The following is a 25,453-nucleotide window of genomic DNA, read 5'->3' as shown; positions in this document are numbered from 1 at the left end:
ATGAAAAAGCAATTAAGTTTCATTCCCAATAAAACAATCTTAAAATATCTTTTAATAATACAATTTCTATTATTAGGAGGCTCTTTGTTATTATATCAATCGTATAAAAATGAAAATCCAGTAAAACCAATATCAAAAGATAATAGTGCCGAAATAAAAAGACTATCAGATATTGCAGATGTATATTTTGATACCAATAAAAAAGACAGCGCGATTTACGTTTTCACTAAAGCTAAAAAACTCTGTGATCCTAATAAAAATGCTATCGATTATGTATATGCTTTATCTTGTATTGCTGAGCTTCAATTGCAACAAGGAAATTATATTGCCAGCGAAGCAAATGCGACAGAAGCACTACCTTATTTAAAACATATCAAAAATCCCAGATACTCATGGATAGTATATAATTTATTAGGCATTAACTACACCGATAATTATGACAGCTCCAATGCTATTATATACTTCAAAAAAGCTATAAACCTGAAAACTAGCGCATGGAGAAAATATATCGCTTTAAATAATTTAGCGGCTGTTTATATGAATCAAGAGAAATATAAAGAGGCCATGGATATCTTTAATATTCTGGCTTCACAAAAAAATATTTCAAAATATGACGCTATTAATCATAATAATTACTCTTTCGTAATAAATAATTTAGGCTTTTGTTACTATAAACTGGGAAATCAAAAAAAAGCATTAAACTATTTTTACGAAGCATTAAAGATCAGATTAAAACCAGAAACTCAGGAAGGATTGGTGACAACGTATTCATATCTTTCGATGTATTTTGAAAAAACTAATCCAAATTTATCGAGAGAATATGCCCAAAAAGCTTATAATCATGCGTCAAAATTAAATAATGCCACAGATGAAATTGGAGCATTAGGATTACTAATCAAACGCAGCGAAGGTGCTGATTTAAAACGACATTCATTATCTTATTTAAGACTTGTTGATAGCGTTAGTATTGCAAAACAAACTGCAAAAAATCAGTTCACAAATATCAAGTATACTTCTAAAAAAGACAAAGAAGAAAATCTAAAACTTAAGGATCAGAAAGCTGAAAATAAGCTTCAATTAGAAAGACAAAAAAAACGAATTATTATTGCTTACATTATAATTGCATTTATCCTTGGGCTTGTGGCGTTTCTTTATTTCCACTTAAAAGAAAAAGTAAAAAAAGAAAAAGACGATGCTGTTTTTAAAAGTGAATTACGAATATCACAAAAGTTACATGATGAACTCGCTAATGATGTTTATCAAACTATGGCTTTTGCAGAAAATAGAGATCTGAAATTAACTGAAAACAAAGAACATCTCTTAACCAATTTAGAGAATATATACTTAAGAGCAAGAAACATATCGAAAGAAAACAGTAAAATAACAACAAATGAAAATTATCCTGCAGCATTAAAAGAAATGATTGCCGGCTTTAAAACACCTAAAAATAATATTTTACTAAATGGTTTTGATTCAGTTTTGTGGAGCAAAATCGAGAAAAACAAAAAAATAGTCCTTTATCGGGTTTTACAAGAACTGTTTCTAAATATGAAAAAGCATAGTCAGGCAACATTAATAAGTATTACCTTTAAAATAATAGAAAAAAATATAGTCGTTACTTACAATGATAACGGCATTGGAGTCAATAAAAATGATCTAATTTTAAAAAATGGACTACAAAATGTGGAAAACCGTATTAAAACTATAAATGGAACTATTATTTTTGACCCTGATTATGAAAAAGGCTTTAAGTTAAGTTTCACTTTACCCATTTAAACAAAATATAATATGTTCAAAAAAGTTTTAGTTGCCGAAGATTTAGATAGTATAAGTATAGCCGTTATACAAGTACTTGAAGACCTTAAAATCCCAACAATTCATCATGTGAAGTATTGTGACGATGGCTTATTAAAAGTAAAAAAAGCATTATTAGACAATGAACCATACGATTTACTTATAAGTGATTTGTCTTTTAAAACAGATCATAGAAAGACGACTCTTACTAATGGTGAAGATTTAATAAAAGCTGTAAACACTGTTCAGCCAAAATTAAAAAAAATAATTTTCTCTATTGAAGACAAATCTTATCGAATAAAGTCGCTTTTTAATGATTTGGGAATTAATGCTTATGTTTCGAAAGGAAGAAATAGTATTGAAGAACTAAGAAATGCAATTGAAGGAACTTTTAGAAATGAAGAAAAAATACTTTCTTCTGATTTATCTTTTAGTTTTAATGATAAAGCTCTTATCGAAATTGAATCATATGACATCTCAATCTTACAACTTTTAGCACAAGGGTATATTTTAGAGCATATTTCAAATGAATTTAAAGCCTCTTGCATAACTCCAAATGGAACAAGTAGTATCGAGAAAAGGATCAATAAACTAAAAATATATTTCAAGGCAAATAACAATGTTCATTTAATTGCAATTGCTAAAGATTTTGGTTTAGTTTAAATTTTATTGCCCTTTACGGATTCCCGTAAGGAAATACTCTAATATAACTATAGATTTGCACATAATCTATATAACTAGCCAAATGAAACCAAGATATAGAATTAATTTGGTCTCCAAAATTAATACCACTAAAAATAAAATTATTATGAAAACTATGATTCTTTGTATTTTACTATCAATGAGTTTTGCTTTCATTTCAGAAAAAACAGGATGGATCGAAGTAGATTGGAAAATGATATTTATTCCGGCCCTTCTTGTTTTACAAATTATAATTATTACAACTGCTTTAAAAAACAGATACAGAAAAGAATAAAGCTATTTTCAATCTTTCTCAATTGTTGATTCTAAAAAAATCATACAATTAGAATAAAAGAAATTATTGCCAAATTTTGAAATGCTTATATTTGATTCTTTAAAATTCTGCATGAAAAATACTCTTAGCTTTATTCTTTTATTTTTTTATTTCTTCTCTTTTTCACAAACTAAAATTCTTTCCTGGAATTTAGAAAACTTTGGTAAATCAAAATCTGAATCTGAATTAAATTTTATAGCCAATACCATAAATAACTATGACATTATTGCAATTCAAGAAGTTGTTGCCGGTTATGGCGGCGCTCAGGCAGTTGCAAAACTCACAGAAATTCTAAATGAAAAAGGTGCTAAATGGGATTATCGCATTAGCGACCCAACTAGTAGCAGTAGTTACAAAAGAGAGCGTTATGCTTTTATCTGGAAAACTTCCAAAATAAAACTAAAAGGAAATACCTGGCTCGAAAAAAAATATCATGAAGAAATTGATCGGGAACCTTATTTTGCCACTTTCGAAATTGACAAAAGAACCATAACACTGGTCAGTTTTCATGCTATTACTAAAAGCAAACAACCCGAAACAGAAATTAAATATTTTAAGTTTTTACCCGCAGAATACCCGGATTTAAATTTAGTATTTCTTGGAGATTTTAATTGTCCCCAATCACATACTGTTTTTAATCCTTTAAAAAAAATGGGATATAATTCTTCTTTACAGAATCAAAAAACCACTTTAAAACAAAAATGTATCGCTGATAATTGTTTAGCTTCTGAATTTGATAACATATTCTATAAATCTCAGTCTACAAAATATATTAATTCAGGTATAATTTCATTTCATAAAAAATTTCTTTCCTTAAAAGAAGCCAGAAAAATATCAGATCATATTCCTATATGGTTTGAATTTTCTCTAAATTAACTATGTTTTCAACTTTTTCTTTCTTGCAGCCGGAAACAAAACATTGTTAAGAATCAATCTGTAACCCGGAGAATTTGGATGCAAATCTAAAACTGTTGGCGGATCTCCAACCTGATGTTGAAAATCTTCAGGATCATGGCCTCCAAAAAAAGTAAACATTCCTTTTCCTTTTTCACCATGAATATATCTCGACTCGCCATTTAGTTCGCAAGTACCCATAACCAAAACATTCGATTTTATTAATGAGGAATCAAATGAAGTTGTTTGTCCCATAAAACCTTTAACTAATTGTGTATGATTCTGGCACAACATACTTGGAATTGGATCCCATTTTGCCGAAAATTCCATTAGTGTAAAATAATCTTTTTCAACGGGAATTCTTCGCTTTGTGGTCATGTCAATATCTGAGAATTCATAAACTTCAGGTCTTCTTTCTAAAACAAAATCTTTGAAAGCAAATGAATTTGAATAATTTAACTTCGATTGGTAATTTGAATCACTGGCATCACCATCAAACATAGCTTCACATATATCAACTCCATCGGCAGCTAACGCAATATCAAAACTATCTGTTGCTGAACACATAGCAAACATAAAACCTCCACCTATTACAAAATCTCTAATTTTTTTTGCAACAGCACCTTTTTCTTGTGAGACTTTGGCATAACCTAGTTTTGTTGCCAGAGCTTCGGCATCCTTCTTTTGATCAATGTACCAAGGCGTATTTTTGTAAGCTGCATAAAATTTTCCGTATTGTCCCGTAAAATCTTCGTGATGTAAATGCAGCCAATCATAAAGCAATAATTGATCGGTTAAAACTTCTTCGTCATAGATTGGTGTAAAAGGAATTTCGGCATATGTCAAAACTAATGTCACTGCATCATCCCAAGGTTGCTTTCCTTTAGGAGTATAAACTGCAATTTTAGGAGCTTTTTCGAGAATAACAGATTCCATATTTTGTGATGGACTTGATATTTCTTCCAGAATTGAAGCTTCTTCACTATCTGAAAGAACCTCAAAACTAACACCACGAATCTGACATTCTTTTCTAATTTCGGCAACATCAGGCAGTAAAAATGAACCTCCTCTATAATTGAGCAGCCAACTTGCTTTATAATCTTTACTTAAACACCAATAAGTAATTCCATATGCTTTTAAATGATTTTGCTGAGTTGTCTCGTCCATTGGTAACAAAATAAACGAAGCTTTTGCCGTAAATGAAAATAGAAATATGAAAATATAAACTAAACTCTTATTCATTAGAAAATTATTTTAGTAAAGATATAAAGGAAGCGCCAAAAAACACAATAGAACTCTAGTTTTATAGCAAGTTCAAACGTTAAATACGAAATCAAATAAATAATGCCTTGATTAACTTGCAAAAACAGGTAAAAACACGTGGACCGGTAAAACTATTTCTAACTAAATTTGCTATCCCGGATCATCAAACTAATCAATGAAAAAAAACCAAACCAATGAAGTTTAATGATAGTAATAACCAACCAAAGGGATTAAATGCAATGCAGAAAATTGGCCTATGTTTACTAGTACTGACAATTATTTTATATTATGTTTTATCAATACAATTTCTAGCCAGCTAAATTAAAGTGTGAGATCTGCAATTTCGTTTTGAATTGCATATACTACTAAACCAGCTATGTTTCTAGATTCTGTTTTAAGTAATAAATTATTGCGATGCCCTTCAACGGTTCGTGGGCTTAAATAAAGATGTTCAGCAATTTCTGAAGTTGTTTTTTGCTGACAAATAAGTTGTAGAATTTCTATTTCGCGTGGCGAAAGAAAACTAGTTTCTAAATTACCTTTTGTATTTTTAGACGAAACTATTGTCTCTTGTATTGTTCTTAAAACATTTTCATTATAATGAAATCCTTTTCTATGGACTTCATTAATAGTTCTGATTAAATCTTTTGGTGTTGTATTTTTTATCAAATATGCAACAGCGCCAACCTGAATCATATTGGCAATAAATGACTTTGTATCATAACTGGTTAAAGCAACTATTTTAATTTCGGGAAATAATTTTCTAATTATTTTTGTTGCTTCAACACCATTTAATACTGGCATTTTTAAATCCATTATGATTATATCCGGTTTTGTTTCGATCTCTTGTAATTGAGAAATAAGATCTTCGCCATTTGAGGCTTCAAAAACGATCTCGATATTATCTTCTCTTTGCAACAAAAAAGAAATCCCTTTACGGAACAAAACTTCGTCATCGACTAAAGCAATTTTAATAGCGGCACTCATTTTTTTTATTTTTGGTCGTTTGGTCTGCCGAAATTACAAAATATGAACCAAACAAATACGTAATCCCTCATTATATTATGTGAAAAACCTATTTATTATTCAATTTTAAGTTAAAAAGTAAAAATTACACTTATTCCTTTACCAACTTCAGAGTTTATTTTGATTGTTCCGTTTAAAAACGAAATACGGCTATCAATATTCTTCATGCCTAAACCTTTTTGATTTTCAATACTTTTGCTGTCAAAACCTACTCCATTATCTTCATAATTACAGGTATCAATTCCGTTTATATTTTTAAAAGCAATCCAAATTTCGGTTGCTTTTCCATGACGCAATGAATTATTCATTAATTCCTGTAAAATTCTGAAAATGTGCAAATGACGGTCAATGTCTTCCTCTTCAAAATCAATTTCATTTTTATAATAAGTTTTAATTGCTTTACTACTTTCAAATTCTTCGCACAATTCTTCAACACCCGCATTCAACCCGAATTTTTCAAAAACTGGCGGTAATAAATTATGGGCTATTTTTCTCGAATTTTCAAGTGCTTTGGTTGTCAATGCAATTATATTTCCGGTAATTTCCAATGTTTCAGCTTCTGTTAGATCTGGTGCAGTAAGTAAATGACTGTTTAGCGAAACAATATTAAGTTTAGAACTAATATCATCATGTAAATCCTGAGCAATCCTTTTACGCTCTTCTTCCTGAGTCACAATAATCGCATACAATTGATCTTTTTGATATTGGATTTCTAAGTTCTTATTCTCAATTTCTTTTTGGACAATTTTCTTTCTGGAGAAATAGAAAAACAAGACCAAAACAAGTCCCATCAATAAAAAGGAAACACAACTAAATATTACAGTTGCTACGATTTCGGATTCTGGAATTACTTTTGGACTCATACAATCGGGAAGCTTTATTTTTAATATTATTATTCATCAATTACAAAATCAAATATATTGCATTTAATCTAATTCTTACTTTAAAACATTCCAGGATAAAAACAAATCTCTGTCAAAACATAAATTTTGACAGAGATTATTAATTGTAAATTCTAATTACTCAAAATGGTGGTGAAGGACGTGCTCCGTCATATACATCTCCAGCATCAGCTTCTTTAGCTGTAACAGAAGAGTTTTTAATCGCATTGTTTTTATCAAGCCCAATCAAAAAAGTAGTTACTTTTCCAACAGGATTAAGCCCTAAAAACAAACCAATATTTACATTTTTTTTGTTTTTAAGCATATCAGCAATAATAGCACTTTCTAAGCTGTAATGTTTAAAACGAGCGCCTTCATAAGAAAGTATTTCGTCTAAATCAGAAACAGCAGACAATTTTTTCTGCCATGTATTAATCCCATCCAAAGCAACATCATGTGAAATCAAATGCTCATTTAAAAGTGCTGTTCCTTTGCTTGTTTTACCAATTGATGTTTTTAATGCTGCCAATTTACCTGTATCAGAAGCATCTTTAAGAATTTCAGAATCAACGCTTGCCAGTTCTATTCCTGTTTTATCAACTCCAATAACTTTGATTTGTAAAGTATTATCACTGTAACCCAAAACAAACTGAACAAATTCTACATTTGGCGTTTCAACCAATTTTGACATTTGATCTGTTGGAAATAAATAAGCTGTAACTTGTTTTTGAGAAGCTGCGAATTTAGCATCCAACTTTGCCGTTTGCCAATTCTCCTGCTCCACTTTTGAAACTACGGAACTATTCTCTTGCGAGTTCTCTTTTTGACAAGAGAACATTAAAAGTGCTATCAAGGCAGCACCAAATAAACTGGTTCTTTTCATTATTAGTAATTATTGGTTAAACATAATAGACAATTCAGTTTACACTGAAATATTTAAAATAAATGGCTATCAAAACATTCATTCCAATAGCCATTTATTAATTGTAGTTAATCTGGAATATTTTAACTATTAATATGGTGGTGAAGGACGCAATCCGTCATATACATCACCAGCATCAGCCTCTTTAGTTGTTAATGATCCTTTCTTTATTGAATTGTTTTTATCTAATCCTATCAAAAAAGTAGTTACTTTTCCAACAGGATTAAGCCCTAAAAACAAACCAATATTTACATTTTTTTTGTTTTTAAGCATATCAACAATAATAGCACTTTCTAAACTGTAATGTTTAAAACGAGCGCCTTCATAAGAAAGTATTTCGTCTAAATCAGAAACAGCAGACAATTTTTTCTGCCATGTATTAATACCATCCAAAGCAACATCAGGTGAAATCAAATGCTCATTTAAAAGCGTTGTTCCTTTGCTTGTTTTAGTAATTGATGTTTTTAATGCTGCCAATTTATCTGTATCAGAAGCATCTTTAAGAATTTCAGAATCAACACTTGCCAGTTCTATTCCTGTTTTATCAACTCCAATAACTTTGATTTGTAACGTATTATCACTGTAACCCAAAACAAACTGAACAAATTCTACATTTGGCGTTTCAACCAATTTTGACATTTGATCAGTTGGAAATAAATAAGCTGTAACTTGCTTTTGAGACGCTGCGAATTTAGCATCCAACTTTGCCGTTTGCCAATTCTCCTGCTCCACTTTTGAAACTACGGAACTATTCTCTTGTGAGCTCTCTTTTTGACAAGAGAACATTAAAAGTGCTATCAAGGCAGCACCTAATAAACTGGTTCTTTTCATTATTAGTAATTATTAGTTAAACATAATAGACATTTCAGTTTATACTGAAATATTCAAAAAAAATGGCTATCAAAACATTCATTCCAATAGCCATTTATTAATTGTTTTAATCTTAAAATATTCTAATTATTGATTACCAGGAACTGGATCCCCATAAGGAGGACAAGGACGCGTTGCATCATATACATCTGCAACACTCGCTGTTTTACCATTAAAAGAAGTTTTTTTAATTGAATTATTTTTATCTAATCCAATCAAAATGGTAGTTACTTTTCCAACAGGATTAAGTCCTAAAAACAAACCAATGTTTGCATTATTTTTGTCTTTTACCATATCGGCAATGACTGCAGCTTCTAAAGTATAATATTTAAAACGGGCACCTTCATAAGAAAGTACTTCGTCTAAATCTGACACGGTATTTAATTTTTTCTGCCACGCATTGATACCATCAAGTGCAACGTTAGGCAAAATTAAGTGATCATTTAAAAGAGCACTTCCCTTGCTTGTTTTGCTGTTTGATGCTTTTAATGTAGACAATTTATTGATATCAGAAGTTTCGTTAAGAATCTTAGAATCAACACTTGCAAATTCTTTTCCGGTTTTATCAACTCCAATAACTTTGATCTGTAAAGTATTGTCACTATAACCCAAAACAAACTGTACGTACTCTACATTTGGTGTTTCGACCAGTTTAGCCATTGCGTCAGTTTGAAATAAGTATGCTGTAACTTGTTTTTGAGAAGCTGCGAATTTAGCATCCAGTTTTGCGGTTTGCCAATTCTCTTGTTCGGTTTTTGAAACCAAAGAACTATTTTCCTGCGAATTCTCTTTTTGACAAGAGAACATTAAAAGCACTGCCAGAGCAGCACCTAATAAACTTCTTTTTTTCATCAATAATGATTATTAATTAAGTATTAATCGCTTTTTTACTAAAAAAAATCACTTTCCATTCATACAATACAAACAGCTGATAAACAACGTATAAAATTGCATTCAGCATCCATGTTATCATATTGAAATTGTCACTGAATTTTACCGTTAAATTTCCAACTAGAAATAAAATCGTACTTGCAAAGAGGTACAATAAAACGCCCATGTTAATAAAATAAAATTCTTTTTTATCATCTAACATGTTGTAGAAATGAAACGTTGCATATATAATCAGCAAAAACGAAGTAATAAAGATTTCGTATAAGTTGAACTTAAAAAAAAGTTCAGTTTTTAATCCGTATTGAATCGCCAGAGTCAATAGAACTAATACAAAACCTATCTTTATTGCTTTCTTTTGAAATTCGCCTTTTACTAATTCCAGATAAAACAAGCTTAATAATATAAACTGTCCTATAAAATAAATATGCGATAAAAAGAGGTTGTTATTGTAAAGCTCTTTAAAAATATAAGCACTTAACTGAACACCAATTATCACAAATAAATAAACAGTAAAAATTTTATAAGCTTTTCCATTCTTAAAAAAGCCAAATACAAATAATAAGAAATTAATCAATAAAAGAATATATCCCGCATTTACAAAAAATGACCGCATTTATACATTCAGCGGACTACTTGGATCAGCTTTACCTGGAGGGCTTGGTTCTGTAAAATCGTAAATCGCACTAGGAATTGCAGAAAGTATTTCTTCTTCACCGCTACCAGTAGGAATCATATCTACATAAATACCTGTTTTAGGATCATACTTTGTTCCCACAATCATTAAAGTTTGTGCTCCTTTACTATTAATTCCAACATATGCTCTTGCAGCATCAATTCCCTGAGCTAGAACAAGCGCTAAATTTTGCACTGGAATTAGGTACGAATCTACCTTAACTCTATTTTCATTTTGTTTTGGGTCTTTCCAATTTTTTACCCATTCTTGTGCTGTTACTAAAGAAATTTGAGTATCCCCTTCTTTTAATTTGTTTTCATCTGCCATAATATAAATTTGTTTTTGGTTACAAGTTAATAGACGACTGTTTAGACAATCGAATTGCTAAACTACAGAATTTTATTAAGAATTTTAACATTTGAATACAAAAAAAGCCTTAAAATAAGGCTTTTTAATAATTTGTTAAAATGGAACATCACTATCATCATCATCATCATTCAGGTTGCTTCCAAATGCTTCATTTGCTGATGGTAAATTTTTAGTTATAAATGGATTGTCATCATGATTCATTTTTGACGGTAAATCATCATAACTACCTGAAAAATCATCAAGGTTATCAAACTTTCCAAGATGTCCTATAAATTTCAATCGAATATTCTCAATACCACCATTACGGTGTTTCGCGATCATAATTTCGGCCTGACCGGTAGTTGGCGATGCCTCATCATCATCCCATTCTTCAATTTTGTAGTATTCTGGTCGGTATAAAAACGATACAATATCCGCATCCTGCTCAATCGCCCCAGATTCACGAAGATCCGAAAGCAAAGGACGTTTACTGGATCCACGCGTTTCAACGGCACGCGATAACTGCGAAAGTGCAATTACCGGAACGTTTAGCTCTTTTGCCAAGGCCTTTAAGTTTCGGGAGATTGTCGAAATCTCCTGCTCACGATTTCCTCCACCTTTATTATTTCCTCCCGCAGTCATCAACTGCAAATAGTCAATAATAATAATTTTGATACCATGCTGTGAAACTAAACGACGACATTTTGCTCTTAAATCGAAAATAGAAAGCGATGGCGTATCATCAATAAACAAAGGAGCTTTTTCTAAGTTTTTTACTTTGGTACTCAACATTTCCCACTCGTGAGGTTCTAATTTACCAGTACGTAATTTCTCTGATGATAATCCTGTTTCTGACGAAATAAGCCTCGTGATTAACTGAACTGATGCCATCTCCAGAGAGAACAAAGCCACTCCATGCCCGTACTGAATAGCAATATTTCTCGCCATCGAAAGTACGAATGCCGTTTTTCCCATCGCAGGTCTCGCCGCGATAATAATTAAATCGCTGGGTTGCCATCCTGAAGTCAGTTTATCAAGATTATGAAATCCAGTTTCAACACCACTTAAACCTTCTTGTTTAGCAATTTCTTCAATCTTCTTTTTAGCCTGAAGTACTAAACTCTGTGCAGTTTCAGAACTACGTTTAATATTTCCTTGTGTTACTTCATATAATTTTGATTCGGCTTGATCCAGCAAATCAAATACATCTGCAGTTTCATCATAAGACGCTTCGATAATTTCAGACGAAATTCGAATCAAACTTCTTTGAATGAATTTTTGAAGAATAATACGTGAGTGGAATTCGATATGCGCTGAAGACGCGATTTTTTGCGTAAGCTGAATTAAATAAAAATCTCCACCGGCTAATTCCAGTTTTCCATTTTTTTTCAATTGGGTCGAAACGGTCAGCAAGTCAATTGGCTGTGTTTCGGTAAAAAGCTGAACAATTGCTTCAAAAATAAATTTATGTGAATCTTTATAAAAAGCATCAGCCTGTAAAATATCAATTACATCATCTACCCCTTTTTTATCAATCATCATCGCACCAAGAACTGCCTCCTCTAATTCAAGGACTTGCGGCGGTAATTTTCCTTTTTCTAAACTGATAATTGTGGTTTTATCTACCTTTGCAGGGTTTGCATTTTTGAAATTTTCCATATGGCGAAAGTAGCGAAATTTAAAAAGAGATCGCTATCGAGTTATAACTATTAATTGTTTATAAATAAGTGATTTTTGTTCATAACCAAAAAAAAATCCGAAACTGTAAGGCTTCGGATTTTAATCAATCTTGTAAGAATTTACTCTTTATACTCGCCCATGTTACTGTATTTGTCCATTCTTTGGGCAATTAAGTCGGCTGTTGATAAGTCTTTCAATTCATTATATCCTTTGGTAATGTATTCGGCAACTGTTTTAAAAGTAGTTTCGCGATCATAGTGCGCTCCTCCTAGTGGTTCCGGAATAACATCATCAACTAATTTTTGTTTTTTCATATCAGATGAAGTCAATTTTAAAGCATCTGCAGCACGTTCTTTGTACTCCCAGCTTTTCCATAAAATCGAAGAACAAGATTCTGGAGAAATTACAGAATACCAAGTATTCTCTAACATATAAACTTTATCTCCAACACCTATTCCTAAAGCTCCACCAGAAGCACCTTCACCAACAATGATTGTGATAATTGGCACTTGTAAACGAACCATTTCAAAAATATTTCTCGCAATAGCTTCTCCTTGTCCTCTTTCTTCGGCCTCAAGTCCTGGATATGCACCCGGAGTATCTACCAAAGTTAAAACCGGAATACCAAATTTCTCTGCCATTTTCATCAAACGCAAAGCTTTACGGTATCCTTCAGGATTTGCCATACCAAAGTTACGGTACTGACGTGTTTTTGTATTAAAACCTTTTTGCTGACCAATGATCATAAACGATTGTCCGTTTACTTTTCCAAGTCCGCCAACCATAGCTTTATCATCTTTAAAATTTCTGTCTCCGTGAAGTTCTAAAAATGTCTCACCGCAAATTGCTCTGATATAATCTAAAGTATAAGGTCTATTTGGATGTCTTGACAATTGAACACGTTGCCAAGCCGTAAGGTTTTTGTATATTTCTTTCTTAGTTTCTACTAATTTTTTGTTGATTTCCTTGCAGGTTGGTGTTACATCAACATCAGATTCTTTTCCAATAATAACACACTTTTCTAACTGTTCTTCAAGTTCTTTGATTGGAAGCTCAAAATCTAAATATTCCATGGATTTTTGAATTTTGTTTGTAAATCGAACCGCAAATATAAAAATATTATATCATTGGCACAGTTAATTGTTAGTAAAGTATCAAATTGTGATTTAAAAATAAGTAAACTATTACAGTTCTTTCTTATTTTTATAATGTTTAAAAACGCCATTTAAGATAACTGTAATTACAATTATAATGGCTCCAATATAAAATTCTGTGCTCATTTTTTCTTTTCCTCCAAGAATAAAATAAGCCAGAATAATTCCGTAAACAGGCTCTAAATTAGTTGTTAACATCACCGTATAAGGCGTTAATTTCTGCATAACTTTTACCGAAGCAGTAAATGCATAAGCCGTACAAACAGATGCCAAAACGAGTAATAGAATCCAGTTATCTAATGACATTGTAAAAAAATCGGCAGTAAATTTTCCCTGAACTAAAAAATAAAGAGAAATAAAGAAAACTCCTGCACCAAATTCATAAAATGTAATAACAGACGGTTCATGATCTGAAATTAATTTACCATTCATCAGAGTAAATAAAACACCCAGAATAATAGCTGCCAATGCATAATAAACACCTGTAAGATATTTAATTTCCACTTGCAATATCAAAGCAAGTCCGGCAATTATAATTAATCCGAAGAAAACTTCATAAAATAATATTTTTCTCCCGTAAAAAAGCGGCTCTAATAAAGAGGCAAAAAATGCTCCCAAAGAAAATATCGAAAGTGTAATTGAAACATTAGAAACATGAATTGCTTTAAAAAAGAATATCCAATGCAAAGCAATCAGTAAACCAACAAAAATCAGTTTAAAAAGTTCTTTTATCGGAACTTGAAAAGATTGTTTTTTATAGACAATAAATGCTCCTAAAAAAATCATAGCAAGAAGCATTCTAAACCAAACCAAATTTTCGGCATCAATTGTAATTAAAGCGCCCAAAATGGCTGTAAAACCCCAGATAAAAACAATTAAATGTAGATTTAAATAACTTTTTAAATTATCGTTTCGCATTGCGTAATAAGTAAACCGCCAGAATTCCAAAAACAATATTTGGAAACCAAACGGCTAATAAAGGTGAGAATGTAGATTTTTCGGCAAGAGTACCGAATATTTTATCAAAGAAAACAAAAGAAAATGCAATCGCAATTCCAATAGCCAAATTCGTTCCCATACCACCGCGACGTTTCATTGACGAAACTGCCACTGCTATAATGGTCAAAATAAAAGCCGAAACCGGTAAGCTATATTTCTTATAAAGTACCACTAAATAGGTATTAATATTTCCGGAACCTCTTTTACGTTCTTTTTCAATAAAATCAATTAATTTTCCAAGCGGAAGCGTTTCTGCAATATAAACTACAGGAGTTAAATCGGCCAACTCAAATTTAAAAGCCACCTTTTTTTCCGGTGCTTTTTCAATTACATCGTTCAAGTCTCCAATGGTTCTTTTAGTGTAATCATATAAAATATAGGTCTTCGCTTTTGGATCCCATTTAATACGACTTGCAGTAATTTTATAAGTCAATATATCTTTTTCAAAATGCTCCAACGAAAAATTAAAAGCGGTTTTAGACTCTTCGTTAAAACTATTTACAAAAATAAAATCGTTATCATCAAGCTGCCTGTACACATTTGTATTATTCCCCATCATCTCTGTTTTACCACCTCCTTTTAAATACGTATATCTAAAATTATTAAAACCTTCGCTGGCAGCAGGAACAATAAAAAATCCCATCAAAAGCACAAAAACTGACACTATTGAAGCACCAATAATATATGGTCTTAAGAAACGTGTAAATGAAATTCCAGAGCTCAAAATCGCAATAATCTCCGTGTTATTTGCCAGTTTTGAGGTAAACCAAATTACTGATAAAAACAAAAAAATCGGGAATAATGAATTCGCAAAATAAACGGTAAAGTTATAATAGTAAATCGCGATTTCAGTAAACGGAATCTTGTTTTCAAGCATTTTATTAACCTTCTCAGAGACATCAATTACAATTCCAATTGGAATAAATAGTAATATCATCACCGAAAAAGTCGCTAAATATCTTTTTAAAATATACTTATCTATTATCGTCAGCATAGTAAAGTTTAATCGTTTATTTGTTTAATCGTTTAACCGAATAAACGATTAAACAAATAAACATATTTTTAAAGTCTTTGACTCATATTTTTAACCATCATTTCTTTCCATGGTCTGAAATCTCCTGCTAAGATATGTTTTCTGGCTTCACGAACCAACCACATATAAAAACCAAGATTATGAATCGTCGCAATTTGTTTTCCTAAATACTCATTAGCAGCAAATAAATGACGCAAATAAGCTTTTGTATATTCAGTATCTACAAAAGTGTGTCCCATTTCATCAATTGGAGAAAAATCAGCTTCCCACTTTTTATTCTTGATGTTAATTGTTCCGTTTGCAGTAAATAACATACCATTTCTGGCATTTCGAGTTGGCATAACGCAATCAAACATATCAATACCTAACGCAATATTTTCTAAAATATTAATCGGAGTTCCAACTCCCATTAAATATCTCGGTTTATCTTCTGGCAGAATTTCGCAAACAACCTCAGTCATTGCATACATTTCTTCCGCAGGTTCTCCTACAGACAAACCACCAATAGCGTTTCCTTGTTGTCCTGAATTGGCAATATATTCTGCAGATTGACGACGTAAATCTTTATAAGTACTTCCTTGAACAATTGGAAAAAACGTTTGCTCATATCCATATTTATAAGGCACTTTGTCCAAATGATTAATACAACGATCCAGCCAACGGTGCGTCATATGCATTGAACGTTGTGCATATCTGTAATCACAAGGATAAGGCGTACATTCATCAAAAGCCATAATAATATCAGCTCCAATAGTACGTTGAATTTCCATTACACTTTCCGGTGAAAAAAAGTGATACGAACCATCAATATGCGATTTAAACTTTACTCCTTCTTCCTTAATTTTTCTATTATTCGAAAGAGAATAAACCTGATAACCACCAGAATCCGTCAAAATATTACGATCCCAGTTCATGAATTTATGCAATCCACCAGCTTTTTCAAGGATTTCAGTCTGCGGACGTAAATATAAATGGTATGTATTTCCCAGAATAATATCCGGATTAATATCTTCTTTTAGCTCACGCTGATGTACACCTTTTACAGAAGCAACCGTTCCAACAGGCATAAAAATAGGCGTTTCAATTACGCCGTGATCTGTAGTAATACTTCCCGCTCTAGCTTTAGACTGCGGATCTTTTTGTAATAAATCAAACTTCATCTGTTTCTTTTTTCAGTCGGCAAAGATAAGCTAATTTCAGGGAAAATAAATTAGATAATTTGGCAATTAGAAAATTAGATAATCAACTTGAAACCTGAAACAAAGAAAACCTGAAACTTGGAGTTTTAAATTTCTATAATTGCAATTTAAATACTTTGGGCGTTCCCTTCGGTCGGGCTATCCACTGCAAGTCCTCGCACTTCCTTCGTCAGGCTGTGGGCTATCCGTTTCTATCCCTAACGCAAAAAAAAGACATGAAAGTTCCATTAGAAATTTCTAAATTTGAATAAACCTTATCTCAGGCTGAGCGAAGTCGAAGCCCCGCAAAGCAAAAGCATAACAATAAAAAATCCGTTTAAATCTGCAAAAATCCGCGTGCCATTTATTCACCACAACAAAGACAAAAAAATGAACTTAGCTCAAAAACTTGGATATCCCGAAAACACAAAACTATTAATCATTCATGCCGACGACGCAGGATTATCACATTCCGAAAATCAAGCCACGATAAAAACGCTACAAAACGGATCTGTAAACTCCTATAGTATAATGGTTCCGTGCGCGTGGTTTTTTGAAATGGCAACATTCGCCAAAAACAATCCAAATTATGATTGCGGAATTCACTTAACGCTGACTTGCGAATGGGAAAACTACAAATTTGGTCCAGTTCTTCCAATCAAAGAAGTCTCAAGTTTAGTCGACAAAAACGGCTATTTCTACAAAACCAGAGCAGATTTTAAAAACAACGCCAAACTTTCCGAAATAAAAAAAGAACTTACGGCACAAATCGAAAAAGCTTTACAATTCGGAATCAAGCCTACACATCTCGACTCACATATGTGCAGCGTTGGCGTAACTCCCGAAATTTTAGAAATCTACAAAGAACTCGGAAGAACTTATAATTTACCCGTTTTCATCAACAAACAATTTGTAGAATCTATCAGTTTATCTAACGAAGAATATAATTTCGAAAACACACTCGTAGCCGACAATCTTTTAATTGGATATTTCAGCGACTTCGAAAAAGGTGAACTAAGAAGATCTTACGCAAAAGCTTTAGAAAACACAAAACCAGGATTTAATGTCTTCTTGCTTCATCCCGCTTTTGATGATTTTGAAATGCAAGGAATTACCGTAGATCACCCAAATTTTGGTTCAGAATGGCGTCAGATTGATTTTGATTTCTTTACAAGTGAAGAATGCAAATCGATACTTCAGGAAAATAATATTCAATTAATAACATGGAAAGAGATTTCGTCAATTAAATAATGCATCAATTAGAAAATGAGATAATTATTTCCTAAACCTGAAAATTGAAACTTAAAAAATTACTTTTTTTCAAAAGAATGTAAATACTAAAACTTTGTCCTTAAAACATATAACATTCTGAATTCAATAATTTCATAACTTTAGTATCCATTTAAAAAAGTAGAAATTATGATAAATTCAGAAGATAAAAACTCAGCAAACGAAAATGAAATCGAAAAAAATCTGGAAAATTTAGATTATCCGGCAAGCGAAGATATTTACAATAATGAAAACAAACAGGAAAACATTGATCTGGAAGAAATTTCAACGGACGAAACCATCATTCCCGACGATCATGAATGGAAACAAAATAGCGATAAACTAGGAAATGATTTGGATATTCCGGGTTCTGAACTTGATGACGAACAAGAAGAAATTGGATCTGAAGACGAAGAAAACAACTTCTATAGCGAAGGTGACACAGAATAATCTTTTCAAAAACAATTAGATATAAAAGTCCCAAACGGGGCTTTTTTATTTTAAACATTCATCAAAAATTAAGTCAGATAAAGAGTACTCATTCAAATAATCTAAGCGAATACGAGTTTTTATTTGATATCAAGAAAAAAACGACCGCAATTTAACAAATACGCCAAACTAAAGCGAAAAATCATTTGTGAGCCCGCAAAATAACGATTACTTTTGCATCAGTTTAACTTTTACATATAAAATGAAGCCTAACACACAACAATTAAGCGATTTAACTATCCAAGTAAGAAGAGATATTCTTCGAATGGTACATGCTGTCAACTCAGGTCACCCAGGTGGTTCACTAGGTTGTACTGAATTTTTGGTAACTCTATACCAAAATATTATGGAGCGTAAAGAAGGTTTTGATATGAATGGAATTGGAGAAGATCTTTTCTTCCTTTCAAATGGACATATTTCACCAGTTTTTTATAGCGTATTAGCACGTAGCGGTTATTTCCCTGTTTCAGAACTTGCAACTTTCAGATTATTAAACTCACGTTTACAAGGACATCCAACAACTCATGAAGGATTACCTGGAGTTCGTATTGCTTCTGGTTCATTAGGACAAGGTTTATCTGTAGCTCTTGGAGCAGCTCAGGCTAAAAAATTAAATGGCGATAATCACATCATTTATTCTTTACACGGAGACGGTGAATTACAAGAAGGTCAAAACTGGGAAGCTATCATGTATGCTTCTGCTAAAAAAGTAGATAACATTATCTCAACTATTGACCTTAACGGAAAACAAATCGATGGTACTACTGACGAAGTTTTACCAATGGGAAGTATCCGTGCTAAATTTGAAGCTTTTGACTGGGACGTTCTTGAAATCAAAGAAGGAAATAATATCGATGCTATCCTTGCAGGTTTAAATGATGCAAAATCAAGAACCGGAAAAGGAAAACCAGTTTGTATTCTATTACATACTGAAATGGGTAATGGTGTAGACTTTATGATGCATACTCATGCTTGGCATGGTAAAGCTCCAAACAACGATCAGTTGTCAAGTGCTTTAGCTCAAAACATCTCAACTTTAGCAGATTATTAAAAAGTGCACAGTCTCAGTGTCAGTTTTCAACTTAAAAACTTAGACACTTAGAACCTCAGCATCTCAAAAATTAAAAAATGAAAAAATACGAAAATACAGGAAGTAAAGATACTCGTTCGGGTTTTGGAGCGGGAATGACTGAACTAGGTCAAAAAAATGAAAATGTAGTAGCACTTTGTGCTGATTTAATTGGATCATTAAAATTTGATGATTTCAAGAAAAATCACCCGGAGCGTTTTTTCCAAATTGGAATCGCAGAAGCTAACATGATTGGTATTGCTGCAGGTTTAACAATTGGAGGAAAAATTCCTTTCACAGGAACTTTCGCTAACTTCTCTACAGGAAGAGTTTACGATCAAATTCGTCAATCAGTTGCTTATTCTGATAAAAATGTAAAAATTTGTGCTTCTCACGCTGGTCTAACACTTGGTGAAGACGGAGCTACACACCAAATCCTTGAAGATATTGGTTTAATGAAAATGTTGCCAGGAATGACTGTAATCAATACTTGTGATTACAATCAAACTAAAGCAGCAACATTAGCATTAGCAGATCACCATGGTCCTGCCTACTTACGTTTTGGACGTCCGGTTGTGCCTAACTTCACTCCTGCTGACGAACCTTTCGTAATTGGAAAAGCAATTTTATTAAACGAAGGAACTGATGTTACAATCGTTGCAACAGGACACTTAGTTTGGGAAGCTCTTATCGCTGCTGAAGCTCTTGAAGCAAAAGGAATTTCTGCTGAAGTAATCAACATTCACACTATTAAACCACTTGACGAAGAAGCTATTCTAAAATCATTGGCTAAAACTAAATGTGTAGTAACTGCAGAAGAGCACAATATTCTTGGAGGTCTTGGAGAAAGCATCTCAAGAGTATTAGCTTTAAACACTCCAGCTCCTCAGGAGTTTGTTGCCGTAAACGATAGTTTTGGTGAATCTGGAACTCCAGAGCAATTAATGGATAAATACAAATTAAACAATCAAGCAATTGTTGAAGCTGTAGAAAGAGTTATTAAAAGAAAATAATTTTTAAGATTTTCTTACTTTATATAAAACCTCGAAAAGTGATTTTCGAGGTTTTTTTATCACTATAACTGACCTTCTAAGAAACAAAAGCGTAAGCAGAAAAGTATTTCATTTTCAATCGAATTAAATTCATCTTTATATATTTTTAGACAAAAAAAACCTCGAAATCGCTTTCGAGGTTTTTATGTATATTTAAACGTAAGTTTTATTTCTTTTGATAAGGATATGTTTTATCCAAATGTATTCTTAACCTAGGATTAACTTTATAATCATCATCTACAAATTTACGTGGATTATCAATAGATTCTGGCTTAGTAGGATCTGTAAGTTCTCCTGTTGGTCTTCTAGGAATACCAAAAGTTTCTGATTCATTTGTATTTGGTGTTGCTGGATTATCTGCAATTGGATCCCAAGGATAAATTAAACCTGTACCAGTAACTGGAGCACCAACTGGTTTTGTAACTTCAAATCTGGTTGAATATCCATCACCATCATCATCTAAATCTAAGAAATCAGGAATTCCATCACCATCTGTATCATAATTTATCTTATAACTATCAGGAGGATTTGGAAATCTTGCCGTATCTCTCAAATCATATAAATAACCATCGCCATCGAGATCTTCTTTATAATCAGGAACACCATCTCCAACATTCACTGCACTACCATTTGAAAATGTATATTCATGATCTAATCTCTGAAGATCAAATAATTTAAAACTAAATATTAACGGAGAATAAGCTGGTATATTCGTCTGAGTATTTGCATAATAAGCCAACCCTGATGGTAAGAACATAACTCCTGCTCCAAAGTTCTCGTAAGTTACAGTACCATTATCAGAAGTTTTTGAGGTACCTGTTTTAAATTGAGGAAAGATCTCTCCCCAACCATCTATAACAGGACTATTCACATATACATATAGCTCAAAACTTCTGCCTATACCATAAGAATTATCAAAGACAGTTCCATCTAATAAATTCCCTGAATAAGCTGCATTAATTCGGTCAGTATTACAAGGTGACAGGCCTGTTCCTTTATTTAAAATTAAATAACGAACTTTATAATTAACACCACGACTGTAAACAGATCTGGTTGCTAATTCATAATCCTTTTGGTCCATAATAGATATTTGTGTTCCATTAGCTGGGATTTTTTCAAAAGTAATATCAAAATTAGCAGTGACTTCCTTAATATAATGAGTTTTAAGATATTTCTCAATCGAATCATTATCAGCTTTATACTGTGTTTCATAATCCCTTAATGGAACTGTAACTACCTCATCATCATCTTTTTTAGAGCAAGAAACGAAAGAAATACCCGCAAGCAATAAAATAAAATAAAATTTAAATTTATTCATTATTGTTAATTTTTTAGGTGCGCAAGATACAATATTGATTTATTTTTGTAAAGAATTTAACTTTGATTTTAGAAAAATTATGAGAATAGACAAATACTTATGGTGCGTGCGCTATTACAAGACCAGAAACATGGTAACTGAAGCGTGCAAAAAAAACCATATCACTGTAAATGGGCAAGTTGCCAAGCCTTCTAAAGAAGTTTTTCCAACGGACAAAATCACTTTTAGAAAAGACCAGATTACACAAATTATAACTGTACTCGATATTCCCGAAAGTCGTGTTGGAGCAAAACTCGTTGATATATATAGAAAAAATGAAACTCCGGCCGAAGCTTATGCACATTTAGAATTATTAAAACTATCTAAAGAACATTATCGCAAGAGCGGAACCGGAAGACCGACCAAAAAAGACCGAAGAGATATTGACGAATATGGCAATGAAATCTTTGACGAGGACGAAACAGAATAAAATCCAATTTTCAAATTCAAAAATTAACTGAATAACAAAATTTCAAACTGAAATTTCAAATCTCAGGAAATTCTAAAAACAAAACCTCAACATTGGAATTTGGAATTTTTATATTGGAATTTTAAATTTGTACTTTAGCAAAAAAATAAATCATGAGCAAAAACATCATTTTAACCAATCAGGAAATCGAACACAAAATAAAACGTATTGCATACCAAATTTACGAAACGTTTGTAGACGAAGAAGAAATTGTGATTGCCGGAATCGCTTCTAACGGATCTGTTTTTGCCCAAAAAATTGCTTCGGCATTAAGTAATATTTCAACACTTAAAGTATCACTTTGCGAAGTCAAAGTCGACAAACAAAATCCACAATTACCAATTCAAACATCTTTGACAGCTTCAGAATACGAAAACAAAGGATTGGTTCTTGTTGATGACGTCTTAAATTCAGGCACAACCTTAATTTATGCTGTTCGTCATTTCTTAGACGTTCCGCTTAAGAAATTCAAAACAGCAGTGCTCGTTGATAGAAATCATAAAAAATACCCTGTAAAAGCGGACTTTAAGGGTATTTCATTATCTACATCTCTATTGGAGCATGTTCAGGTTGTTTTTGACGAGAATGGCGACGATTATGCTTTTTTAAGCTAAAATATCTAAAATATCATCAACAGTTTCTTCGACAGTTTTATTATCAACTGTAACTTTATGTTGCGCATGATTGTAATAAAAGCTTCTGTCGAACAAATGTTTTGCAATAAACTCTTTCATTTCCTCTTCATTCATATCAGTAATTAACGGACGCTTACTCTTGTTATGTACCAATCTATCATATAAAGTCTCTATTGAAGCCTTTAAATATATTGAAGTAACATCATCACTTTTTAATAATTCATGATTATTGGCATAACATGGCGTTCCTCCACCCAAACCAATTATACTGTTTTCTGAAGATTGAAGTAATTCCAAAAACATTTCGTGTTCTAATTTTCGAAAATATATCTCTCCATGTTGTTCGAAAATCTCATTTATAGACAAATTTGCTCTTTTTTCGATGCATTTATCTAAATCCAGAAACGGAATATTTGTAGATTTTGAAAGATTTTGAGCGATGGTGGACTTTCCGCACCCCATATATCCTAATAATATAATCTTTTTCATTTTAATAAGAACCTATAAATTAAGGCGTTGTAAATTTTGATTAAAAAAACACAAATTTAAAACAAAATTGCTTGCAAATATCAAAAATAACTCCTTATATTTGCACCCGCATTCAAGGAAAGAATATGACTCGATAGCTCAGTCGGTAGAGCACATCACTTTTAATGATGGGGTCCTGGGTTCGAGCCCCAGTCGGGTCACAAATTTTGTGATTTAACAAATACTTTTCTTGATAGCAATGACTCGATAGCTCAGTCGGTAGAGCACATCACTTTTAATGATGGGGTCCTGGGTTCGAGCCCCAGTCGGGTCACTAAAGGTTGTTCGCCATGGCGAATGACCTTTTTTTATTTAAGGCCACGTGGAGAAACGGTAGACTTGCCATCTTGAGGGGGTGGTGCTCGTAAGGGCGTGTGGGTTCAAATCCCACCGTGGTCACTTTAAAAAGAAAAAGCCTGAGAATCTAGATTCTCAGGCTTTTTTTATGGTTCGGAAATTCTTAAGACTTTCTTCTAGTTTTAAAAACACCAATGTTTAAGGGAGATTTTGGTTCGAACTCCATCATGAATCTGTTAAGTTTTACGATTCTCTTTCATTAGCTATGGTGCAAAATCGCTGTTATAAGTCGTTTTATTTTCTCTTCCGCCAATCTTCTAAGGTGATTACAGTTTTAGTTTTTGGATCAAAGTATTTTATTTCATAATTCTTCGGATAAACATAGTAGTTTATTTCTTTAGCTCCAACTTTCACCCTAACCCAATAGTAATCTTTTCCACTATCATATGGAGATTCTAAAATCGCTGTTGAAAACCAATCTTGATTTTCTGGCATTTTTAACAATAATTGAGTAATCTTTTCTCGTTTTTCATTGTCAACATTACAAATCTCACAAATTTCAAAATTAGGATTTCCAGAAGGAAAAAAGACTTCCTTCAATAAAGGTTTATTCTTTTCAAGCTCTTCAACTCTTTTTTGAGCCCATATGTAATAAATAAAATGCTTTCTCGATTTGTCTTCTTCAAGATTATATTTATAGGTTTTGAGAGCGGAAGCTTTGTCTCCCATACTTTCATAATAATTTCCAAGTGCGTAATAATTTCCGTTCGAATTACCAACGCTATCAAGAAAAGATTTTGCAGCCTTAAGATCCTTCAATTTAACATAGTTTGCCACATAAGCAATGGCAGAGGTTCCAGTTTTATTAATATTTATTTCATCACCTTTAATCTTTATTTGATTGCCTTTTGAATTTAGTTCATTTATGGATTCATTGTATTTACCCATTCTATATAGCAATTCAGCTTTGAAATAATGTAAATCCCCTTCAATATTGGTTTTTATTTGGGATTTATATTTGTCAGTTTCGTTAGTGTTTGCGATTAACAAACTATCAACTATTGCGATAACCTTATTTGGATCTTTTTCTGATTTCTTGTAAAGTTCAACTAGCAGTGTGTCAAATTTTCTTAATTCTACAGAAATTTTATCCATCTCTTCGTGCAATTCATCGTGACTATCTTTACAAGATAAGATAGCGATAGAAATCAAAAATATCAGGATTGCTTTCATTAGGAGTCTGGTAAAATGGCTAATAACTCATACACCTTATAATATCCGACTTATCCACCCCAAATCAGGTCGCTATGCCTGACAAATGTCAGTATTTAGTTGTTTTCAAAAATAGGATTTTTATTTCATAAACCACCAAACTGACTTTTTATTTATTGAAGGCTTTTCGTGCTAACATGAGTGGAAATTTGGATGGTCTTGCACTTTGATGAATTGACGGTAACGCGACTCCAGCCAACACTGATATTAAATTCAAATAACAAAATCTCACATCATTTAAAATCTTTAAATCCTCCAATAAAAGGCTCGAATTCTGTACCACTATAGTCACAAAATAAAAAGTCTATTTCAATATGAAATAGACTTTTTATTTATGTCTTTTTGTCTTGGATATAAGTTTTGGTTTATAAATACTGGCGGTTTACAAATCCAAT

26 protein-coding genes and 3 tRNA genes are annotated in these 25,453 nt (G+C 32.2%); 13 read left to right on the top strand and 16 right to left on the bottom strand.

Annotated elements, in window-relative coordinates; genetic code table 11:
• From C8C83_RS14340 to C8C83_RS14330, 4 genes are all read left to right on the top strand, one after another.
• Positions 1–1,776 (top strand): tetratricopeptide repeat-containing sensor histidine kinase, encoded by a 1,776-nt coding sequence (locus C8C83_RS14340; protein ID WP_121329150.1) that lies wholly within the window; start codon positions 1–3, stop codon positions 1,774–1,776.
• 12 nt (positions 1,777–1,788) lie between these two features.
• Complete coding sequence (locus tag C8C83_RS14335; RefSeq protein WP_121329149.1) at positions 1,789–2,457, top strand: response regulator transcription factor; 669 nt, start codon at positions 1,789–1,791, stop codon at positions 2,455–2,457.
• A 145-nt stretch (positions 2,458–2,602) separates the two neighbouring features.
• Positions 2,603–2,770 (top strand): hypothetical protein, encoded by a 168-nt coding sequence (locus C8C83_RS27235; RefSeq protein WP_158598155.1) that lies wholly within the window; start codon positions 2,603–2,605, stop codon positions 2,768–2,770.
• Positions 2,771–2,881: 111 nt separating this feature from the next.
• On the top strand, positions 2,882–3,685 hold the full coding sequence (locus tag C8C83_RS14330) for an endonuclease/exonuclease/phosphatase family protein (RefSeq protein ID WP_121329147.1): 804 nt from the start codon (positions 2,882–2,884) through the stop codon (positions 3,683–3,685).
• Here C8C83_RS14330 and C8C83_RS14325 read toward each other — a convergent pair whose 3' ends face one another.
• From C8C83_RS14325 to tgt, 13 genes are all read right to left on the bottom strand, one after another.
• Positions 3,686–4,945, bottom strand: a complete 1,260-nt coding sequence (locus C8C83_RS14325; protein WP_121329146.1) for an asparagine synthetase B — start codon at positions 4,943–4,945, stop codon at positions 3,686–3,688. It abuts the gene before it with no gap.
• A gap of 342 nt (positions 4,946–5,287) precedes the next feature.
• Positions 5,288–5,953, bottom strand: coding sequence for a response regulator transcription factor (locus C8C83_RS14320; RefSeq protein ID WP_121329145.1), 666 nt, complete (start codon positions 5,951–5,953; stop codon positions 5,288–5,290).
• 110 nt (positions 5,954–6,063) lie between these two features.
• Entirely contained in the window at positions 6,064–6,855 is a 792-nt protein-coding gene (locus tag C8C83_RS14315; protein ID WP_121329144.1) for an ATP-binding protein, read from the bottom strand.
• 160 nt (positions 6,856–7,015) lie between these two features.
• Complete coding sequence (locus C8C83_RS14310; RefSeq protein WP_121329143.1) at positions 7,016–7,756, bottom strand: hypothetical protein; 741 nt, start codon at positions 7,754–7,756, stop codon at positions 7,016–7,018.
• Between the two features lie 129 nt (positions 7,757–7,885).
• Positions 7,886–8,626: a hypothetical protein gene (locus C8C83_RS14305; protein WP_121329142.1), complete on the bottom strand. Its 741-nt coding sequence runs from the start codon at positions 8,624–8,626 to the stop codon at positions 7,886–7,888.
• Between the two features lie 126 nt (positions 8,627–8,752).
• Positions 8,753–9,517, bottom strand: coding sequence for a hypothetical protein (locus tag C8C83_RS14300; protein ID WP_121329141.1), 765 nt, complete (start codon positions 9,515–9,517; stop codon positions 8,753–8,755).
• Between the two features lie 16 nt (positions 9,518–9,533).
• On the bottom strand, positions 9,534–10,169 hold the full coding sequence (locus C8C83_RS14295; RefSeq protein WP_121329140.1) for a hypothetical protein: 636 nt from the start codon (positions 10,167–10,169) through the stop codon (positions 9,534–9,536).
• Positions 10,170–10,556: a hypothetical protein gene (locus C8C83_RS14290; RefSeq protein WP_121329139.1), complete on the bottom strand. Its 387-nt coding sequence runs from the start codon at positions 10,554–10,556 to the stop codon at positions 10,170–10,172.
• A 135-nt stretch (positions 10,557–10,691) separates the two neighbouring features.
• Positions 10,692–12,236: a replicative DNA helicase gene (gene dnaB, locus C8C83_RS14285; protein ID WP_121329138.1), complete on the bottom strand. Its 1,545-nt coding sequence runs from the start codon at positions 12,234–12,236 to the stop codon at positions 10,692–10,694.
• A gap of 140 nt (positions 12,237–12,376) precedes the next feature.
• Entirely contained in the window at positions 12,377–13,330 is a 954-nt protein-coding gene (locus tag C8C83_RS14280) for an acetyl-CoA carboxylase carboxyltransferase subunit alpha (RefSeq protein ID WP_121329137.1), read from the bottom strand.
• A gap of 111 nt (positions 13,331–13,441) precedes the next feature.
• The gene (locus C8C83_RS14275; RefSeq protein ID WP_121329136.1) at positions 13,442–14,329 is read right to left on the bottom strand and encodes a DMT family transporter; all 888 of its coding nucleotides are present in this window, start codon (positions 14,327–14,329) and stop codon (positions 13,442–13,444) included.
• Positions 14,316–15,404: an LptF/LptG family permease gene (locus C8C83_RS14270; RefSeq protein ID WP_121329135.1), complete on the bottom strand. Its 1,089-nt coding sequence runs from the start codon at positions 15,402–15,404 to the stop codon at positions 14,316–14,318. The genes C8C83_RS14275 and C8C83_RS14270 overlap by 14 nt, the downstream gene beginning before the upstream one ends.
• 68 nt (positions 15,405–15,472) lie before the next feature.
• Positions 15,473–16,603, bottom strand: coding sequence for a tRNA guanosine(34) transglycosylase Tgt (gene tgt, locus C8C83_RS14265; RefSeq protein WP_121329134.1), 1,131 nt, complete (start codon positions 16,601–16,603; stop codon positions 15,473–15,475).
• A 408-nt stretch (positions 16,604–17,011) separates the two neighbouring features.
• On the opposite strand from tgt, the gene C8C83_RS14260 reads away from it, so the two are divergent.
• The 4 genes from C8C83_RS14260 to C8C83_RS14245 all read left to right on the top strand — a co-directional run bounded on the left by C8C83_RS14260 (position 17,012) and on the right by C8C83_RS14245 (position 20,461).
• Positions 17,012–17,872: a polysaccharide deacetylase family protein gene (locus C8C83_RS14260; RefSeq protein ID WP_121330051.1), complete on the top strand. Its 861-nt coding sequence runs from the start codon at positions 17,012–17,014 to the stop codon at positions 17,870–17,872.
• Between the two features lie 168 nt (positions 17,873–18,040).
• The gene (locus C8C83_RS14255; protein WP_121329133.1) at positions 18,041–18,340 is read left to right on the top strand and encodes a hypothetical protein; all 300 of its coding nucleotides are present in this window, start codon (positions 18,041–18,043) and stop codon (positions 18,338–18,340) included.
• 241 nt (positions 18,341–18,581) lie between these two features.
• A complete protein-coding gene (locus tag C8C83_RS14250) occupies positions 18,582–19,430 on the top strand; it encodes a transketolase (protein WP_121329132.1) in 849 nt (282 codons plus the stop codon).
• Positions 19,431–19,507: 77 nt separating this feature from the next.
• A complete protein-coding gene (locus tag C8C83_RS14245) occupies positions 19,508–20,461 on the top strand; it encodes a transketolase C-terminal domain-containing protein (RefSeq protein WP_035679818.1) in 954 nt (317 codons plus the stop codon).
• Positions 20,462–20,666: 205 nt separating this feature from the next.
• On the opposite strand, the gene C8C83_RS14240 is transcribed toward C8C83_RS14245, so the two are convergent.
• Complete coding sequence (locus C8C83_RS14240) at positions 20,667–21,788, bottom strand: FKBP-type peptidyl-prolyl cis-trans isomerase (protein ID WP_233566079.1); 1,122 nt, start codon at positions 21,786–21,788, stop codon at positions 20,667–20,669.
• 109 nt (positions 21,789–21,897) lie between these two features.
• On the opposite strand from C8C83_RS14240, the gene C8C83_RS14235 reads away from it, so the two are divergent.
• Together C8C83_RS14235 and C8C83_RS14230 are read left to right on the top strand one after the other, a co-directional pair.
• Positions 21,898–22,287, top strand: a complete 390-nt coding sequence (locus C8C83_RS14235; RefSeq protein ID WP_099709257.1) for a S4 domain-containing protein — start codon at positions 21,898–21,900, stop codon at positions 22,285–22,287.
• Positions 22,288–22,439: 152 nt separating this feature from the next.
• Positions 22,440–22,940 carry a phosphoribosyltransferase domain-containing protein gene (locus tag C8C83_RS14230; RefSeq protein WP_099709258.1) on the top strand — a complete coding sequence of 167 codons (501 nt, stop codon included), beginning with the start codon at positions 22,440–22,442 and terminating at the stop codon, positions 22,938–22,940.
• Here C8C83_RS14230 and C8C83_RS14225 read toward each other — a convergent pair.
• Positions 22,932–23,450, bottom strand: a complete 519-nt coding sequence (locus C8C83_RS14225; RefSeq protein WP_121329130.1) for a shikimate kinase — start codon at positions 23,448–23,450, stop codon at positions 22,932–22,934. The two genes, C8C83_RS14230 and C8C83_RS14225, sit on opposite strands and share 9 nt — an antisense overlap.
• A 127-nt stretch (positions 23,451–23,577) precedes the next feature.
• Between C8C83_RS14225 and C8C83_RS14220 the strand changes: the two genes are divergently transcribed.
• From C8C83_RS14220 to C8C83_RS14210, 3 genes are all read left to right on the top strand, one after another.
• Positions 23,578–23,650, top strand: a tRNA-Lys gene (locus tag C8C83_RS14220).
• 40 nt (positions 23,651–23,690) lie between these two features.
• Positions 23,691–23,763, top strand: a tRNA-Lys gene (locus C8C83_RS14215).
• 42 nt (positions 23,764–23,805) lie between these two features.
• Positions 23,806–23,888: transfer RNA gene (locus tag C8C83_RS14210), tRNA-Leu, on the top strand.
• A 192-nt stretch (positions 23,889–24,080) separates the two neighbouring features.
• Here the strand turns inward: C8C83_RS14210 and C8C83_RS14205 are convergent.
• Positions 24,081–25,019, bottom strand: a complete 939-nt coding sequence (locus tag C8C83_RS14205) for a hypothetical protein (RefSeq protein ID WP_121329129.1) — start codon at positions 25,017–25,019, stop codon at positions 24,081–24,083.
• Positions 25,020–25,453: the final 434 nt, after the last annotated feature.

It is taken from the genome of Flavobacterium sp. 90 (assembly GCF_004339525.1).
In the GTDB taxonomy this organism is placed as follows: domain Bacteria; phylum Bacteroidota; class Bacteroidia; order Flavobacteriales; family Flavobacteriaceae; genus Flavobacterium.
The sequence above is the reverse complement of the archived record's forward strand: the minus strand, read 5'-3'. Positions and strand labels throughout refer to the sequence as shown.

Coding starts and splice junctions, on each gene's coding strand:
- C8C83_RS14340 (WP_121329150.1), top strand. CDS start 1: ATGAAAAAGCAATTAAGTTTCATTCCCAATAAAACAATCTTAAAATAT.
- C8C83_RS14335 (WP_121329149.1), top strand. CDS start 1,789: ATGTTCAAAAAAGTTTTAGTTGCCGAAGATTTAGATAGTATAAGTATA.
- C8C83_RS27235 (WP_158598155.1), top strand. CDS start 2,603: ATGAAAACTATGATTCTTTGTATTTTACTATCAATGAGTTTTGCTTTC.
- C8C83_RS14330 (WP_121329147.1), top strand. CDS start 2,882: ATGAAAAATACTCTTAGCTTTATTCTTTTATTTTTTTATTTCTTCTCT.
- C8C83_RS14325 (WP_121329146.1), bottom strand. CDS start 4,945: ATGAATAAGAGTTTAGTTTATATTTTCATATTTCTATTTTCATTTACG.
- C8C83_RS14320 (WP_121329145.1), bottom strand. CDS start 5,953: ATGAGTGCCGCTATTAAAATTGCTTTAGTCGATGACGAAGTTTTGTTC.
- C8C83_RS14315 (WP_121329144.1), bottom strand. CDS start 6,855: ATGAGTCCAAAAGTAATTCCAGAATCCGAAATCGTAGCAACTGTAATA.
- C8C83_RS14310 (WP_121329143.1), bottom strand. CDS start 7,756: ATGAAAAGAACCAGTTTATTTGGTGCTGCCTTGATAGCACTTTTAATG.
- C8C83_RS14305 (WP_121329142.1), bottom strand. CDS start 8,626: ATGAAAAGAACCAGTTTATTAGGTGCTGCCTTGATAGCACTTTTAATG.
- C8C83_RS14300 (WP_121329141.1), bottom strand. CDS start 9,517: ATGAAAAAAAGAAGTTTATTAGGTGCTGCTCTGGCAGTGCTTTTAATG.
- C8C83_RS14295 (WP_121329140.1), bottom strand. CDS start 10,169: ATGCGGTCATTTTTTGTAAATGCGGGATATATTCTTTTATTGATTAAT.
- C8C83_RS14290 (WP_121329139.1), bottom strand. CDS start 10,556: ATGGCAGATGAAAACAAATTAAAAGAAGGGGATACTCAAATTTCTTTA.
- dnaB (WP_121329138.1), bottom strand. CDS start 12,236: ATGGAAAATTTCAAAAATGCAAACCCTGCAAAGGTAGATAAAACCACA.
- C8C83_RS14280 (WP_121329137.1), bottom strand. CDS start 13,330: ATGGAATATTTAGATTTTGAGCTTCCAATCAAAGAACTTGAAGAACAG.
- C8C83_RS14275 (WP_121329136.1), bottom strand. CDS start 14,329: ATGCGAAACGATAATTTAAAAAGTTATTTAAATCTACATTTAATTGTT.
- C8C83_RS14270 (WP_121329135.1), bottom strand. CDS start 15,404: ATGCTGACGATAATAGATAAGTATATTTTAAAAAGATATTTAGCGACT.
- tgt (WP_121329134.1), bottom strand. CDS start 16,603: ATGAAGTTTGATTTATTACAAAAAGATCCGCAGTCTAAAGCTAGAGCG.
- C8C83_RS14260 (WP_121330051.1), top strand. CDS start 17,012: ATGAACTTAGCTCAAAAACTTGGATATCCCGAAAACACAAAACTATTA.
- C8C83_RS14255 (WP_121329133.1), top strand. CDS start 18,041: ATGATAAATTCAGAAGATAAAAACTCAGCAAACGAAAATGAAATCGAA.
- C8C83_RS14250 (WP_121329132.1), top strand. CDS start 18,582: ATGAAGCCTAACACACAACAATTAAGCGATTTAACTATCCAAGTAAGA.
- C8C83_RS14245 (WP_035679818.1), top strand. CDS start 19,508: ATGAAAAAATACGAAAATACAGGAAGTAAAGATACTCGTTCGGGTTTT.
- C8C83_RS14235 (WP_099709257.1), top strand. CDS start 21,898: ATGAGAATAGACAAATACTTATGGTGCGTGCGCTATTACAAGACCAGA.
- C8C83_RS14230 (WP_099709258.1), top strand. CDS start 22,440: ATGAGCAAAAACATCATTTTAACCAATCAGGAAATCGAACACAAAATA.
- C8C83_RS14225 (WP_121329130.1), bottom strand. CDS start 23,450: ATGAAAAAGATTATATTATTAGGATATATGGGGTGCGGAAAGTCCACC.
- C8C83_RS14205 (WP_121329129.1), bottom strand. CDS start 25,019: ATGAAAGCAATCCTGATATTTTTGATTTCTATCGCTATCTTATCTTGT.